The sequence below is a fragment of the Amycolatopsis sp. NPDC051071 genome, from assembly GCF_040682875.1.
Classification (GTDB): Bacteria; Actinomycetota; Actinomycetes; order Mycobacteriales; family Pseudonocardiaceae; genus Amycolatopsis.
This window is the reverse complement of record NZ_JBFBBY010000033.1, coordinates 24,213-39,905: the sequence shown is the minus strand read 5'-3', so window position 1 is coordinate 39,905 and position 15,693 is coordinate 24,213. Positions and strand designations below refer to the sequence as shown.

The 15,693-nt window shown below is 65.4% G+C and carries 17 protein-coding genes; 15 read left to right on the top strand and 2 right to left on the bottom strand.

Annotated elements, in window-relative coordinates:
* Positions 1-44 precede the first annotated feature (44 nt).
* Positions 45-251, top strand: coding sequence for a DNA-binding protein (locus AB0M65_RS14055; RefSeq protein ID WP_364026545.1), 207 nt, complete (start codon positions 45-47; stop codon positions 249-251).
* Here the strand turns inward: AB0M65_RS14055 and AB0M65_RS14050 are convergent.
* Entirely contained in the window at positions 248-436 is a 189-nt protein-coding gene (locus tag AB0M65_RS14050) for a helix-turn-helix domain-containing protein (RefSeq protein WP_364026542.1), read from the bottom strand. The two genes, AB0M65_RS14055 and AB0M65_RS14050, sit on opposite strands and share 4 nt — an antisense overlap.
* Positions 437-756: 320 nt before the next feature.
* Between AB0M65_RS14050 and AB0M65_RS14045 the strand changes: the two genes are divergently transcribed.
* From AB0M65_RS14045 to AB0M65_RS14030, 4 genes are all read left to right on the top strand, one after another.
* Positions 757-1,080, top strand: a complete 324-nt coding sequence (locus AB0M65_RS14045) for an HNH endonuclease signature motif containing protein (protein WP_364026539.1) — start codon at positions 757-759, stop codon at positions 1,078-1,080.
* A gap of 386 nt (positions 1,081-1,466) precedes the next feature.
* Complete coding sequence (locus AB0M65_RS14040) at positions 1,467-2,393, top strand: site-specific DNA-methyltransferase (RefSeq protein ID WP_364026536.1); 927 nt, start codon at positions 1,467-1,469, stop codon at positions 2,391-2,393.
* Positions 2,390-3,241: a DNA cytosine methyltransferase gene (locus AB0M65_RS14035; RefSeq protein WP_364026534.1), complete on the top strand. Its 852-nt coding sequence runs from the start codon at positions 2,390-2,392 to the stop codon at positions 3,239-3,241. Before AB0M65_RS14040 ends, AB0M65_RS14035 begins: the two co-directional genes overlap by 4 nt.
* Positions 3,242-3,405: 164 nt before the next feature.
* Positions 3,406-4,002 (top strand): transglycosylase SLT domain-containing protein, encoded by a 597-nt coding sequence (locus tag AB0M65_RS14030; RefSeq protein WP_364026531.1) that lies wholly within the window; start codon positions 3,406-3,408, stop codon positions 4,000-4,002.
* Here the strand turns inward: AB0M65_RS14030 and AB0M65_RS14025 are convergent, their stop codons facing one another.
* Complete coding sequence (locus AB0M65_RS14025; RefSeq protein WP_364026528.1) at positions 4,003-4,626, bottom strand: hypothetical protein; 624 nt, start codon at positions 4,624-4,626, stop codon at positions 4,003-4,005.
* A gap of 87 nt (positions 4,627-4,713) precedes the next feature.
* On the opposite strand from AB0M65_RS14025, the gene AB0M65_RS14020 reads away from it, so the two are divergent.
* From AB0M65_RS14020 to AB0M65_RS13975, 10 genes are all read left to right on the top strand, one after another.
* Positions 4,714-5,172, top strand: a complete 459-nt coding sequence (locus tag AB0M65_RS14020; RefSeq protein ID WP_364026525.1) for a phage terminase small subunit P27 family — start codon at positions 4,714-4,716, stop codon at positions 5,170-5,172.
* A 3-nt stretch (positions 5,173-5,175) separates the two neighbouring features.
* Positions 5,176-6,660 carry a terminase large subunit gene (locus AB0M65_RS14015; RefSeq protein ID WP_364026522.1) on the top strand — a complete coding sequence of 495 codons (1,485 nt, stop codon included), beginning with the start codon at positions 5,176-5,178 and terminating at the stop codon, positions 6,658-6,660.
* A gap of 251 nt (positions 6,661-6,911) precedes the next feature.
* On the top strand, positions 6,912-8,270 hold the full coding sequence (locus tag AB0M65_RS14010; RefSeq protein WP_364026610.1) for a phage portal protein: 1,359 nt from the start codon (positions 6,912-6,914) through the stop codon (positions 8,268-8,270).
* On the top strand, positions 8,260-10,011 hold the full coding sequence (locus AB0M65_RS14005) for a phage major capsid protein (RefSeq protein ID WP_364026519.1): 1,752 nt from the start codon (positions 8,260-8,262) through the stop codon (positions 10,009-10,011). The genes AB0M65_RS14010 and AB0M65_RS14005 overlap by 11 nt, the downstream gene beginning before the upstream one ends.
* A 111-nt stretch (positions 10,012-10,122) precedes the next feature.
* Positions 10,123-10,488: a hypothetical protein gene (locus tag AB0M65_RS14000; RefSeq protein WP_364026516.1), complete on the top strand. Its 366-nt coding sequence runs from the start codon at positions 10,123-10,125 to the stop codon at positions 10,486-10,488.
* Positions 10,489-10,492: 4 nt separating this feature from the next.
* The gene (locus AB0M65_RS13995) at positions 10,493-10,930 is read left to right on the top strand and encodes a hypothetical protein (protein WP_364026513.1); all 438 of its coding nucleotides are present in this window, start codon (positions 10,493-10,495) and stop codon (positions 10,928-10,930) included.
* A 12-nt stretch (positions 10,931-10,942) separates the two neighbouring features.
* Entirely contained in the window at positions 10,943-11,938 is a 996-nt protein-coding gene (locus AB0M65_RS13990) for a phage tail tube protein (protein ID WP_364026510.1), read from the top strand.
* A 582-nt stretch (positions 11,939-12,520) separates the two neighbouring features.
* Positions 12,521-12,913, top strand: coding sequence for a hypothetical protein (locus tag AB0M65_RS13985; RefSeq protein WP_364026507.1), 393 nt, complete (start codon positions 12,521-12,523; stop codon positions 12,911-12,913).
* 16 nt (positions 12,914-12,929) lie between these two features.
* On the top strand, positions 12,930-13,181 hold the full coding sequence (locus AB0M65_RS13980; RefSeq protein WP_364026504.1) for a hypothetical protein: 252 nt from the start codon (positions 12,930-12,932) through the stop codon (positions 13,179-13,181).
* 183 nt (positions 13,182-13,364) lie between these two features.
* On the top strand, positions 13,365-15,692 hold the full coding sequence (locus AB0M65_RS13975; protein ID WP_364026501.1) for a phage tail tape measure protein: 2,328 nt from the start codon (positions 13,365-13,367) through the stop codon (positions 15,690-15,692).
* The last annotated feature ends 1 nt before the right edge of the window (position 15,693 follow it).

Sequence of the window (15,693 nt, the reverse complement as noted above, 5' to 3'; positions counted from 1 at the left end):
GTCACCTTACTAGTAGTCGAGCGTCTATTAGTAAGGTGCCTAGCGTGAGTGAGTTCGGGGAGTTCGTCGGAGGCGCCGAAATCGGCCGCCTGTTCGGTATCAGCCGACAACGCGTGTATCAGCTCACCAGCCGCGCCGACTTCCCCGAACCGGTCGCACAGCTAGCGATGGGCAACGTGTGGCGCACCGAAGCCGTACGCGGATGGGCGCGGAACCATGACCGCGCGATGCCGGGCGACGATCCGGCCTAGTCGGACTCGCGCGGGATCACGGCGTGCCGTTCTAGCCACTTGTCCACTTCGGCCACCCTGTAGCGGACGTGCTTCCCGACCCGGTAGTACTTCGGTCCCGTTCCGGCCGTGTTCCAGCCGTAGACGGTCTTCAGCGGCACCCCGCAGTACTGCGCGACTTCCCGCGCGGTGAGCAGTGCCCCCATAGGCCACCTCCACGGGAGGCGCTCGCCGGACTTCGGCGTGCCCCTTGTTTCCCGTCATTACCTCTCAGTGGCGGAAGGGGGACACGCGGCACGTGCCGTGCTGCGGGCAGACGCGGGGGCGGAGTGTCGAAGTGTCGAAATACGGGTGTTTCTAGGTCTTATATAGCTCTCTTCTCTCTAAGAGGAATACAGAAAAAGGCTTGAATCGACACTTCGACACTTCTTGGTGTGGCGTGCGCCACAGGGAGGCGTTTTGCCTGGTCGGATGTCACCCCACCGCCACTGAAGTAAGTAGAGGCCGCGAATCCCTGGGGGTGCTCATGCTGCGACGTGCGTGCATGACCTGTCCCCGGACGGCTGTTCTCGGTGGCGCTCACTGTGAGCGCTGCGGGGGTGGCCACCGCCGTAAGGCTGGTGACCGCGTCCGGCAGGCAGTCCGACGAGCGGTCAACCGCGCAGGCCGGGCACGCTGCCGTGGCTGCGGCCATACCTTCCCCGCGCGGGTCGTGCAGGTGGATCACGTCCGGCCACTGCGGGACGGTGGACGCGACGAGCCCGGCAACATTCAAGTGCTGTGCACCGCGTGCCACCGAGACAAGACCGAGGACGAGAACAGGCGAAGGATCTTCCGGCCGCAGAGCTAGGACGGGGCCGGACCCTCTGACCTGCGGTTTCTAAAACCCTGAAACCAACAAAGTCTGAAACTCGCTGGCGCTGGGGGAAGGCGGGGCGAAAGTCCGGCCGCTCTGGGGCCGTAGAACACCCCGGCCCCTTTTTGGACACGCCCTGAGTGCGAGTCCGTTTTTGACCAGCACGAACCGCCCGTGAGCCCGCGTTTTGCCTGCTTGCGGGCCGGTTCATGCTGCCCGAAATCAGGGCGAAAAGCCCTCTGAAACGTGCCTAAACCCCTGGAAACGGGGGCTAGGCAGCCATTCCAGCCCGTCACGGGTCGAGCGCTTCGCGGGTGTCTGGCCTGTGTTGAGAGTTCCCCGTGACGGGCGTCCCGCGCCGATTGATTGGAGGTGAGCGCGTGGCCGAGTACTACCGAGACGAGACGCTCACCCTTCACCAGGGCGACGCGGCCGACGTGCTCCGCACGATGGAGCCCGGTTCGGTGAACGCGGTCGTGACGAGCCCGCCGTACTTCGGGCTCCGCGACTACGGCGACGCCGGACAGATCGGCCATGAGCCGACCGTGGCGGCATACGTCGAACGGCTCGTGTCCGTATTCGCCGAAGTGCGCCGGGTGCTTGCCGACGACGGGTTGGTGTGGCTGAACCTGGGCGACGCCTACACGGCGAAGTCCGGGCCGCTGCGGGCCGGATCGACCGGAACGCGGCCCAAGAACCTGGTCGGTCTTCCGTGGAAAGTCGCTTTTGCGCTTCAGGCGGACGGTTGGCTTCTACGGAACGCCATCGTGTGGGCGAAGCCGAACGCGATGCCGGAGAGCGTGCAAGACCGGTTCTCGAACCGGTACGAGTCCGTGTTCATGCTGACGAAGTCGAACCGGTATCGGTTCAACCTGGACGCGGTCCGTGAGCCGTACACGGGCGACCGGTCCCCGTCGCGACGGGCACGCAAGCCGGGGCCGAAGAAGGCCAACAGCGTCACGAGCGTGTGGCCGCCTCCGGGGCACGAAGACCGGGGACACAATCCCGGCGACGTGTGGACGCTGCCGACGCAGCCATTCAAGGGCGCCCATTTCGCGCCGATGCCGCTGCGGCTCGCCGAACGCTGTATTGCCGCGTCCGTGCCTACTTGTGGTGCACACGACAAGACGCCCTTCGCCGGCCGCGGGGCCGAATCTTGTGGTGCACACGCCACGGTCCTTGACCCTTTCTGCGGGTCGGGAACGTCGCTCGTCGCCGCTCGCGCCGCAGGTCTGCGGGCTATCGGGGTCGACCTGAACCCGGAGTATCTCGCCCTTGCGCTCGACCGATGCCGGGCGGGCAAGTGACGGCTCTGACGATCGGGTCTCTGTGCTCCGGTCTCGGCGGGCTCGACCTCGCGGCCGTCGAGGTGTTTGGTGGGCGGCTCGCGTGGTGGGCCGATATCGACCCGGCGGCCGTCGCGGTCATGACCGCCTACCACCCGCACGCCCCGAACCTGGGCGACGTCCGCACAGTCGAGTGGCGGAGCGTCCCTCCTGTCCACGTGTTGACGGCCGGTTACCCGTGCCAACCGTTCTCGCACGCCGGGAGGCGCCTTGGCACCGAAGACCCCCGCCATCTCTGGCCCTGGATCGCTCGCGCCATTCGCGTACTTCGACCGAGAGTCATCGTGCTGGAAAACGTTGCCGGACATCTCCGGCGCGGCGCCGATGTCGTCTTCGCCGACCTTGCCGATGCTGGGTATCTATTCGCATGGGCGGTTGTATCCGCTGGTGATGTCGGGGCGCCGCATGTTCGGCGGAGGCTCTTCGTGGTTGCTGCCGACCCCGCACGCGACGTGCCACGCGGGCGCCTGGTCGGGGGGCCGCCGGGGAGGGCTCAACCTTCAGACGGCGGTAGCGCGCTTGGTGGAGGACTCGACTGGGGCAAATACTCCGACGCCGTCCGAGGATGGGAGCACGTCCTTGGGCGAGTAGCCCCGGTTCCGTCCTTCGAGACCGAACGCGGTACCTACCTGCTCACCGCGCCGTTCGTTGAATGGCTCATGGGCCTTGCGCCCGGATACGTGGCGGACATGCCCGGCCTGTCCCGCGCACAGAAACTCCGCCTTCTCGGAAACGGCGTCGTCCCGCAGCAAGCAGCCCTTGCCGTTCGTCTTCTCCTCCCGCAGCTCGCTTCCGCGCAGCCTGCGTAGACCACCGCCCCGTGCGGGTTGAGCCCGGCCGCGCCCCCTCTCGCGGCTTGGTGCTCCCCGTTCGGGGCGGTCCCACTCTTCCGTGCCCGCCGGGCGACGCCAAGGACGGACTTACACGCCGGTCCGCGACGGCGGTCCCCGGCCGACCTCTGAACGGAGGCACCTTGCCCGGCTCCGTGTCGGCGACCGACCGCGTGATTGCCGGGGCACTCGTCGCCGTTCTCTTGTTCTCCACGGTGTACGCCGTGAGCCCCCGGCCGCGCCCGGCCCTGGTGTGGTCGCAGCCTGCCGAACCGGCCCGGCCCGCCTTGCCTTCGGTGCCCGCGAGCCCGCAGCCCGCCGGGGCAGGCCCGGACCCCGAACCCCCGGTGAAAGACTCGAACCTGCCGTGTGGCCCTGCAAAGGGGGACGCGCTCGACCGATGGATTGCGCAAGCTTCCGCCGCGCTGGAGTACGTCGGCGAACCGCCGATCACTGACCGGAATGCGCTGCGGCTCATCATCGCCGCCGAGTCCTCCGGCGACCCGTGCGCCGTGAACAGTTGGGACATTAACGCCCGGCGCGGTACGCCGAGTGTGGGCCTGGTCCAAACGATCCGGCCGACGTTCGACCGATGGGCGTTGCCCGGCTATGGCGACATCCGCCACCCCGTCGACAACATCATTGCGGGAGTTCGTTACGCCCGTGGCCGCTACGGCTCGGAGAGCAACGTCCCCGGAGTCGTCGCAAAGCGCACAGGCGATCGGTATAGCGGATACTAGTCAGATCTGGGTCTTGCGGCCGATGCCTGCGCCCACGTGCCTGAACGCCGTTCTTAATCCAATTGGAATCGCAGGCCTGCCGGAATTTGGGCGGCAGACCCAAATCTTTCCAGCACTGTCCCGAACGTAGACGTGAGTTATGGACATTTGAACATACCGGCTTGCCATGGCCCGACCGTTTGGCGGAGGCGCGATCTGCACTTTAGGCAGTTTCGGTTGTGCCGTCTTATCGGGTTCGACTATGTCTATGTGCCAAGCTACCCGCGTGAACCGAGCAAAATAAGATCGCCTAGTTTGCGCATCGCGCCAATGCGTAAGAATCGTGTAATTGACAATCACGTCGCGCACGGGCAGTTTGCTTGAGTTCTTGAAGCGCGGTGCCGTCAAAACAAGATCTTTTGGCGGCAGCTTCGTATCATCGTCAAGCAAAATCGGCCTGACATCAACGATGTCACCCCATGCCATGACTTCATCGATCTGCCGACGCTGGTGCCTGCGTCTGTCTCGTACGAAAACTGCCGCAGCGACGGCGAGTGATCCGGCCGAAGCCCACGAGGGAACGTTGCCCCAGTCGAGATGCTGAGCCCAGGTCCATACGGCTTGCCAATATGTTCCGATGTTCAAATCTCCCCCTTGCCTATTAATAGGCGAATTATAGCGAACGCGGCCCGGCCTCGGGTGTACACCACAAGCGCAGAGGGAGGTTTCGGCATGTCGCACGCGAAGCCGCCGGAGAGCCGCTCCGGCAACCCGCGTTCTGCCGCCGGTACATCTCCGGCTCCGGTCGTGCATTCCGGTCGCGCACCGCGTGTACCGGCGAAGCTCGGCGATATCGGACGCGAAGTGTGGCGCGCGGTGTGGGCGGCTGGAGACGGCGCGTATCACCCGGCAACCGACCGATTCGTGATCGAGCGCTATTGCGAGCTGCACGACCGGCGGGCCGCGCTCTTGCGCGAAGTGGAGATCGACGGACTCACGACTGTGGGCAGTACCGGGCAGATCGTGATTCATCCGGCGCTGCGGTACGTCGAGTCCACGGAGAAGGAAATGCGCGCCATAGAAACGACTCTCGGGCTGAACCTTGAAGCCCGCCTTCGTCTGGGTATCGCGGCGAACGCTGCGCGCCGGACGACTTTGGACGACATCTTGGGTGGCCCTGACGACGATTAGGAGGTGAAACCGTTGTCCCCCAGAACAGAGGGACGACGGGTACGCCGATTCGTCCAGCACCTCACGCTAGGCGGCTCGTATCTCGGGCAGCCGTTCCGTCTGCTCGCGTGGCAACGCGACGTCGTTGACGAGATCTACCGTCTTACCCCGGGCGGCCGACGCCGGTACCGCACGGCGGTTCTTGGTGTGGCACGTAAGAACGGCAAGACACAGCTTGCCGCAGCGCTCGCGCTGTACCACCTGTGCGCGGACACCCGCGACGCGGCGCCGGAAGTCATCTGCGCAGCCAACACCCGCGACCAGGCCCGGCTACTGTTCGCCGAAGCCGCCCGCATGGTGCGGATGTCTCCCCTTCTGTCGGACATTTGCACTGTTCAACGTGATCAGATCATCTGTCACGCCACGGGGGGCCGGTTCAAGGCCGTGTCCGCCGACGCTGGTCTACAGCAAGGCTTGAACCCGTCCATGATCGTGATGGACGAGTACGCGCAGGCGAAGAACTCCGACCTGTTCGACGCGCTCACTCTTGGCTCTGCGCAACGGAACGAGCCCCTGTTCTTGGTGATCTCGACCGCCGGACCACTGCCTGACGGGCCGTTCGCGGACTTGGTCGAGTACGGCCGCCGTGTCGCGTCCGGCGAAGAGGACGACCCCACTTTCTGGTCTCGCTGGTACGGAGTCCAGCCCGGCGAGACCGTGGATCACCGCGACCCCGACGTGTGGCGCCGCTGCAATCCGTCGTGGGAAATCATGAACGACGACGACTTCGCCGCGAGCTGCAAGCGGACACCGGAAGCCAATTTCCGCATGTACCGCTTGAACCAATTCGTACGGGGCGGCTCAACGTGGCTTCCTCACGGCGCGTGGGAAGCGCTCGCGCGACCGGACAAGCGGCTAGAACCCGGCGACGAAATCGTCGCTTTCGTTGACGCAGCGTGGAAAGGCGATTCAACCGGCATCGTCGGCGTCCGCCTGGCCGACTTGCACGCGGAGGTACTCGGGCACTGGGAGGCCCCGCCGGATGACCCGCACTGGCGTACGCCACTGGGTGAGGTCAAGCAGAGAATCCGGGATATATGCCGGACTTACCGGGTCGCGGAGGTTCCCGGCGACCCGTACCGGTGGGAAGTCGCCATGCAGGAGCTAGCCGAAGAGGGCCTACCGGTCGTGGAGTTCCCGACCAACTCCCTTGCCCGCATGGTGCCCGCGACGCAGAGCGCGTATGAGGTGATCGTGGAAGGCCGGATGACGCACTCCGGCGACCCGGCCCTAGCGCGCCACCTTGCCAACGCGGTCGTGCGCGAGGACACGCGAGGCCCCCGCATCCATAAGGAAACAGCGGGCAGCAAAAGAAAAATCGACCTCGCCGTGTGCCTGATCGGTGCCCTTCACCGCGCACAGCTCTTCCGGGAAGACCGGAGCACAAGTGACGGCTTCCTGGTGAACGGACGTGCGTGGGACGACTTCGAGGATGACGACATGTGGTGAAAGGAGATCGCAGTTCTCAACACTGATACGTGGCAGCGAACCGCCTACGCCACGAAGAAACTCCGTTGGCGAACCGCCGCACTGTGGCGGAAAAGCTCGCCGGAGATCCTCGCGACCGGTGGCGCGTCGGCGATCACGACCGGCGCCGCAGCCATCTACGGCCCCGCCGGATGGATCACGGGCGGAGTGCTCGCCGTGATCGGCGCTGTGTGCGCTGCGAAGTCGAAGGGCGGTGCGGCCTAGTGGGCTTCATGTCCTTTGTGGAGAAACGCTCCGCTCCCGTGCCGGTAGAGCAGGCAAAGACCAGCGGTGAACTGTTCGGGGTGGACGCTCCGGACGACGAGCCGTTGACGCGCGAGACAGCGTTGAAGGTCTCTGCTGTCTTCGCGTGCGTGCGGCTGCTGTCTGACAACATCGCGACACTGCCTGTGGACACGTACCGTCGCGTGGCCAAACGCCGCCGTCCGCTGCCCACACCGGATTGGCTGATCAAGCCGAATCCAGACATCGGCCGTATCACGTTCTTCGGACAGATCATGACGAGCCTTCTCCTTGAAGGCAACGCCTATATCCTGGTCTCTCGCTCGGGTGGCCGTGTGGTCGCACTCGACGTCATCCCCGCGTCCATGGTGGAGCCGCGCTACGTCGCGACCCGCTCCGGCCGTAAACGCCTGGTGTACCAACTCTCTGTCGCAGGTGAAGAGGAACCGGCGGACATCGTCGGAGCACTCGACCCGAAGGACGTCCTTCACTTGCAAGGGCTTCCGCTTGCCGGAGACCTGCGCGGAGTCTCACCGCTCAAGGCCGCAGCGCTCACCATCGGTTCCGCGTTGGCGGCACTCGAATACAGCGGTGACTTTTTCAGGGATGGCGCGCTTCCCGGCGCCGTGGTAAACGTTCCCGGCCCGATGTCGCCGGAGGGCCTGAAGGCCGCGCGGCAGACATGGCGCAATATCCATCGTGGCAGGGGAAACCGGCACGGTCTCGCCATCCTCACGGAGGGCGCGACGTTCCAGAAAGTCACGATCAGCCCGGACGAAGCACAGTTCTTGGAAACACGTCAGTTCCAGGTTCCCGACGTGGCAAGGCTTTTTGGTGTGCCGCCGCATCTCATCGCGGACGCCACCAACTCGACTTCGTGGGGTTCTGGCTTGTCGGAGCAGAACACGAGCTTTGCGCAGTACTCCACGCGGCCATGGGTCGAGCGGATCGAAGAGGCACTAACCGCGCTGCTCGTCGCCGACACGGGCGACCCGAAAGCGTTTGTCCGCTTGAGTCTCGACGCCATCCAACGCGGCGCCATTAAAGACCGCATGGACACCTACCGCGTCGGTCTCGCATCAGGCATCTACACCCGCAACGAAGTACGCGCGCTCGAAGACCTTCCCCCGGACACCGAGTACGGCGACTTCTTCCAACTCCCGCTAAACCTCGCATTGCTCACCCCGGACGGCCCGCTGTCATTGTCCGCCGGGAAGACCACGACCAAACCGGCCGACGAACCGGACGACACCGCCGACGAAATCGGGGAGGACCCCGCGACCGACGCGGACGAGACCGACGACGAGTCGGCCGACAAGCCCAAGGAGACCGCACCTGTTGACCACTGAGCGACGCGACTACGCGCGCACGGTCGAGCTGCGGACCGAAGACGAGACCACCACGATTCGCGGCTACGCCTACGTTTTCGGCGCGCTGTCCCATGACCTTGGCGGGTTCCGGGAGCGCATCGAGCGCGGTGCAGGCCGTGAGTCCATGGCACGTAATGAGATGCTCGCGACGTTCAACCACAACGCGGATGCCCCACTTGCCCGCACAGGCGCGGGGCTGCGGGTCGGTGAGGACGACACCGGCGGTTGGTACGAAATCGACCTGCCGGACACCAGCACCGCGCGCGACGTCGCCGAACTGATCCGGCGCGGAGTCCTGCGCGGGTCCTCGTTCACGTTCTCCCTTCCGGACGCACGTTCCGACCAGGAATGGACCGACACGCCAGACGGCGAAGTCATCCGCACATTGCGCCGTATCAACGTCGTGGAGCTGGGCCCGGTCCTGACCCCGGCCTACCCCGACACCACCGCAGCGCTGCGCGCGCTTCACGAAGCCCGCAGCGCCACGGCATCCGACACACGGCCCGCGACGGCCGCAGCCACACCGAAGGGGAACCCAACTTTGACCACTGAGCTTCAGGAGACCGCCGAAGAGCGTGCCCGCGCAGAGCACGCCCTGAACGCGGCCGACGCCGATGGCGCCACCGACACGAGCGCCCGCATTCTCGAACTGCTCGACCGGCTCGACACCCGTTTCGCGGAGGCGTTCACCAACGCCAAGAACGCCGAAGCGCGAGAGCAGACCGCGCAGCGCACCGAAGAGGCTCGCAGCCTCGCCGTGGCCCTGCTCGCACAGGGCGCACCGCAGCCGCAGGCCACCGACAACCGCGAGAAGGACAGCACCACTCTGCGGAGCCTGAACGTCGGCGACGCGGCCGAGTTCCGCGCCGTGATGGGCGTGGGCGTGGACGCGGCGAACAAGCAGGCGGGCAAGGCCACTCCTTCGGAGACGCTGTACACGCAGCTCATCGAGATCATCGCGGAGCGATCCAACGTGATCGTCGGTGGCGCCCGCTCCGTCACGACCAGCACGGGCGAGAAGCTGACCTTCCCGCGCGTCACGCCGAAGCGGCCGGAGACCAAGCCCACTGAGGCGCAGGCCCTTCCGGAGAACTACCCGTCCACCGACACCGTGAGCAACACGCCGGAGAAGTACGGCTACGTGACTCACCTGTCGGCCGAGCTGGTCCAGGACGACGTGGTCGACCTGGTGGGCTTCCTCGCCGCCGACGCCGGGCCGAATCTCGCCGACCAGATGGGCCGGGACTTCCTCGCCGCTCTGCTCGCCGGGATCTCCATTAAGGAGACTCCGGCGAAGCTCACCAAGGAAGCCGACGCGGCCGACTTCGTGATTGACCTGTTCTACGAGCTGCCGACCGCAGCGGCCAACCGGGCTTCGTGGCTCATGGGCCGCAAGACCATCGCGCGTCTGCGGAAGCTGAAGGACAACACCGGTCAGTACCTCCTGAAGTCCGTTGCGGACGGGACCGCCCTCACGCTCATGGGCCGCCCGGTCCTGCGGGACGCCGGTTTCGACAACGACAACACCAAGGTCGTTCTCTCGGACCTCTCGGGCTTCATCACCCGGTTCGCCGGGCCGCTGCGGGTTGCCCGTAGCACTGAAGCCAAGTTCGTCGAGGACCTCGTGTCGTTCAAGTTCGTCCAGCGCGCCGGAGGTTCGCTGCTCGACGCGACCGGTTCCGCTCTGCTCACCCTGCCCGCTCCGGGTGTGGGTGCCTGATCCGTCCCACCTGCGGTAACGCCCGGCCGGTTGGAGTGCGCACCACATGCCGCACTCTCGCCGGCCGCGGGGCGTTCCTTGGGGTGCACACCACAAGAACGGAGGCGCCGCGTGATTGCTCTCGACCAGTACGCGACCCTGCCGGAACTGCGGCGACTGGACGGGCTCGCCGATACCGGCCTGTTCACCGACGCGGACCTGTCGGAGGCCCTCTCCTACGCCGTGGAGACCGTCGAGGGGTACACGGGCCAAGCATGGCCGGAGCGCCCGCCTACGGCCATCAGGTGGGCAGTGCGGACCATCGCACGGCAGTGGGCCGTGGATCTCCACTCACGGATGCCTGACCGCGCCCTGTCCATCACCTCAGAGTTCGGGCAGGTGTCCCTTGCGCAAGCCGGGGGTAACTGGCGTCCGACGTCCCTGCCGGAGGTGAACGCGGTCCTGAACCGCTACCGCCTCCGGCCGCCGTGGGGGTGAACGCGTGTACGTGATCCTTGCGGCCAAGCTCGCGCTGTACGACGCGCTCAAGGCGCGGTTCGTCGGTAGCGGGGTCCAGGTCTCCTACGCCGAACCCGCAGACGCACGAAGCCGAAGCGTGTGGTTCACCGACACCGTAGAACCGGAGATCGAGCCCGTAGCGCTCGCGGCCGGGCGACGGAAGCCGTCCAACATCTCGGCTGAGCTGACCATCAGGGCATGGGCAACAACGCCCGGCGACCCGGTCAGGGCCGAGACCGCCGCTTACGAGCTACGCGCCGAAATCGAAGGCGCCGTCCTGGACGACTTCCACCCGCACCGCGTGTCCGGGCTCATGGACGCCCGACCCGTGCGTGTCGCCGTGACCAGCGGCGAAGGCGGGAACGGCTCAACCGCCGTCGCTGACGTCACGCTCGCTCTTCGGGCACGCATACACACATAGGAGGGTGCCAGAGTGGCCCTAGACGCAACAATCGCCCTGGGCGCGGAAACCGCCTACGGCACCGCCGCATCCACTGTGGACGGATACGAAGGCAAGGGCGATAGCTGGAAGACTACCCGCGAGTTCATGGAGTCCGTGGGCTTCCGCACCGGCCTTCAGACGGCCCGCGCGGACCGTCGCCGCATCGTGGACATGGGCGGCGAAGGTGAGATCGAGTGCGATGTACTCGACGCTGGAGCCGCAACGCTGTTCGCCTCCGCCTTCGACCGGCACGAAAGCAAGCCCGCAGGCAAAACGACCGCGCACACGTTCACGTCCGCGAGTACCGGAAGCGGCAAGAGCTTCACCGCCGAAATGGTGCGCCCTAAAGCCTCCGGCGGAGTGACCGCGTTCCGGCATGTCGGTTGTGTCGCGACAACTGTTGAGCTGACGCAGGAAGTCGGCTCGCCACTCGCGGTCAAGGTCGCGTTCGACTTTCAGACCGTGACGCACGGCGCGGCTGCCCTCGCTCCGGTCTACCCGGCCGAAGCCTTTCCGTTCGACTGGACGGCGGGCGTGGTCGAGTTCAAGCAGCCCGGCGCGTCCGCGTACACCCCGCTCGACGTCACCAAGTGGACGATCTCGGCTGAGTCCGGGCTCAAGACCGACCGGCGCTTTGTACGAGCGAACCCGCTGAAGAAGGTGCCCGTTCGCGCGGCTGTGCCGACGTATGAAGGGTCCATCGAAGCAGAATTCGATGACTCGACGCTCGCTTTCTATGAGGCGTTCATTGCGGGCACCGTGTTGTCCGCGCGCATCACCTACACAGGTGCGACGAAGGCCAGTGACGGAAAGTCGAGCGGACTCGTGATCGAGGCCCCGGCGATTCAGTTCACCGGCGATTCTCCGGAAGCGTCCATCGATGAAATCACCGTCATGGAACTGCCGTTCCGGATTCTCGATCCCGGTAATGCCGACGCGCTGAAGCTCGTCTACGCCGAGCCGACTCCCCTTGCGGCAGGCGGTTAAGCCCGGCCCCGCTTTGTGTGCACACCACAACCCGAAGACCCCGCGTCCGGCGAAGGGGCTTGGTGTGCACACCACAACCGGGCTTCCATGATTACGGGTTCGGGCCATCGGCAGTCGCGTCCTCCGCAGCGTCGGGCTGCTGATTTCGGCCTAGCCGCTCGCTGAATCGAATCGAGGGGTGGAGGGCCACAGCGATCTTAGGAAGATCTTCAGGGCGAGCCTTCGACGCGAGTGTTCGCACTATGAGCCACTTGCAAAGCGGCCTAGCAATGCCCCCGATGATTGCTCCAGAGACGGCGCAGACCGCCACGAGCTCGGTGGGACCGATCGCCATGGGACATACCCCCTGCCTGCCTGGTCAGGCAGACAAAGCACGTCAGGCCTGACCAATGTTTCCATTGGGCAAGCTAAGGCGGCTCCCCCCCATCCTTAGCGCGGCCAAAAATCTCTCATCCCGGACGCTTCGTGACCCAGAAATCAGAAGCGTGTCCCTCCGAACGAGAACCACCGCTCTAGAAGCTTAGCAGCTCCCCGTGACGTGCATCACGGGGGGCTTGGTGTGCACACCCACAAGGAGAACCCATGACACATGACTTCGAGGTGCGGGTAGACGGGCTTCGGGAGCTGCGGAGCGCCATCCGCCGCACCAAGGACGCAGACCTGCGCGAGGAGCTCGCGCAGGCGCACAAGGACACCGCCGACGTCGTGGCGCAGCCCGCGAGCCGTGCCGCCCCGCATCGCTCCGGCCGACTGGCACGCACGGTCAAGCCGAGTGCGAGCGTCAAGGGCGCCATCGTCCGCGCGGGACGCGGCGCGTCGGTCCCGTATGCCGGGCCTATCCACTTCGGGTGGCGCAAACGCCACATCAAGCCGAACCCCTTCCTTTTCCGCACCGCCGGACAGAAGCAGCCTGAATACACCGCCGTGTTCCGTGACCGGATCACCCGGCTTGTCCGGCGCGCTCTCGGCTCGTAGACAGACTGGAGAATCGTTGTCCGACTTCATTTCCATCGACATTGACGAACTGACGATTGACGAAATCGAGACGGTCGAAGAGATCATCGATGCGTCCATCGAGTCGGTGGCCAAGCCCGGTTCCCGCAAGGGCAAGTTCCTCCGCGCTCTCGCATTCGTGATGAAGCGCCGTGAAGATCCCGCCTTCACGATCGAACAGGCCGGAAGCCTGAAGATCCGCGTCGAGAGCCCGGTCAAGCCGGACCCTACCGAGCCCGCCGCGCAGTAACCAAGGCGCGGCTCGTGAGCCATTTCGGCGTCACGTGGGCGGACCTGCACAAGCTGCGACTCGTGGAGTTCAACGCGCTGGTGTCCGCAATGGACAAAGACCTGAAGGACCGCAACCGCCGACACGGCGGAGGGCACGAGCCGGGGACGCGACGTACCCCGGTTATGACGTGAGGGGGCGCCGATGGCCAAGCCCATCAAGGTAACCATCCTGGGTGACGTCTCGGACCTCACCAAGAAGCTGAGCGACGGCGACCAGGCCGTGTCCGGCTTCGGGGTCTCACTCGGTAACGTCGCGGGGAAGATGGCGGGCATGGCGGCGAAATTCGCAGTCGTGTCCGGTGCGGTCGCGGGCATCGGCACCGCCATCTCAGACGCGCTCGCGCAAGAGTCGTTGACAGACAAGCTCAACGCACAGCTTGGCGCGACCGGAGCGCAGGCGAAGACCTACGGCGCTGCCGCAGGCTCGTTGTACGCCAAGGGATACGGCGAATCCATGGCCGACATCACCGAAGCGATTCGCGGTGTCGTCCAAAACATCGACGGCATGAGCACCGCCTCACAAGCCGACCTTCAGCGCATCGGCGCGAAGGCCAGTGACACGGCCAAAATCTTCGACCAGGACCTAGGCGGGGTCACCCGCGCCGTAGGGCAGATGATCCGAACGGGACTCGCGGCCAATGCCGATGAGGCGTTCGACATCATCGTTTCCGGCTTTCAGCACGGAGTGGACAAGGCGGGGGACTTCCTCGACACGATCAACGAGTACGGCACCATGTTCCGCGCTCTGGGGATCGACGGGCAGACCGCTACCGGCCTGCTCTCGCAAGGGCTTCAGGCCGGGGCGCGCGATGCGGACAAGGTCGCCGACGCGTTGAAGGAGTTCGCCATCCGTGCCAAGGATGGCAGCAAGACCACGGCAGACGGCTTCGCGGCAATTGGCCTGTCCACGTCGGATATGGCGGGCAAGTTCGCCGCAGGCGGACCAGTAGCCGCAGCAGCGCTCGACCTCACCCTAGACCGGCTCCGCGCCATCCCCGACCCCGTGAAGCGCTCGACGGCCGCCGTGAACCTCTTTGGCACGCAGGCGGAAGACCTTCAAGACGCGCTCTACGCGCTCGACCCGTCAACCGCCGTCGCGGGTTTGGGCCAAGTGTCCGGCGCCGCAACCGCAGCGGGAAATACGTTGCACGACAACGCACAGACGCGCCTGGAGGCGTTCGGACGGACCCTGTCGAGCGGGCTCGTAACCGTGCTGGGTACCTACGTGGTGCCGCTCATCGAGAAGACGGCGGGTGTCCTGGCCACGGTTCTAGGCCCCGCGCTGAGTGTCGCCGCAGGGATCTTGACCAGCACAGTACTTCCAGCGCTCACGTCCCTAGTGGACTGGATCGGGAGCAACTCGGATTGGCTCTCGGTTGTGGCCGGGGTGATCATGGCCGTGTTCCTTCCTGCGCTCGTCGCGATGGGCGTACAGGCCACGATCAGCGCGGCGCAAACCGTTGCGGCATGGACGGTCTCGAAGGTTCAGGCGATAGCTTCTCTTGTCACGCAGTCGGCCGCGCTCGTGTCGCTGTCCGCGCTCTGGCTGAGCCTGGGAGTGCAGAGCTTCATTCAGTCCGCGAAGGTTGCGGCCGGATGGGTCCTGACGAAGGTTCAGGCCGTGGCATCGCTCGCCGTGCAGGCTGGGGCGTTCGTCACTCTCGGCGCCGCGTGGGTGGGGCTGGGAGTGCAGGCAGCGATTCAAGGGGCCCGCATCGCGGGCGCCTGGGTTCTGTCCAAAGTAGAAGCCCTCGCCTCCCTTGCCGCACAGGTGCCCACATTCGCGGTGCTCGTCGCCGGATGGGTCGCACTCGGCGTGCAGTCCCTGATTCGGGGCGCGCAGATGGCCGCAGCCTGGGTCATGGCCATGGGGCCTATCGGCTGGATCATCGCCGCAGTCGTCGGTTTGGTCGCGTTGATCATCGCGAATTGGGATTCTGTAAAACAATGGACCGTCGACGCGTGGAACGCGATCATAGATTTCATCGTGTCCGCCGGTCGAGCGATCGTCCGGACCGTGTCAGATCATTTCAATTGGGTGGTCGACAAAGTCCGCTCCGCCTATAACTGGGTGCTCGATATCTGGTCCGGAGTAACAGGCTTCTTCTTCAATCTCGGAGCCGACATTCGGCGTGCCATCGGTGACGCTTTCGACTGGGTTGTGTCCAAGGTCAAGGGCGCGATTCAATGGATTCAGGATCGCATCTCGGATGTCGGAAATTTCCTCGCAAGCATCAACCCCTTTCGCGCGATGGGCGGCCCGATCTCCGCGACCGGAGTCTACACCGTCGGCGAGCGAGGACCAGAACAAGTCCTATTGCCGAAAGGTGCGCAAGTAATTCCCAATCACTCCGCGTCCGGCATGGGTTCCGGAAATGGCGCGGTCGTCAATGTCTACGCACAGACGAACGCGAATCCGTACGCCATTGGCCGCGAGGTCGCTTGGGCCATGCGAACAGGCGGGAGGTAGC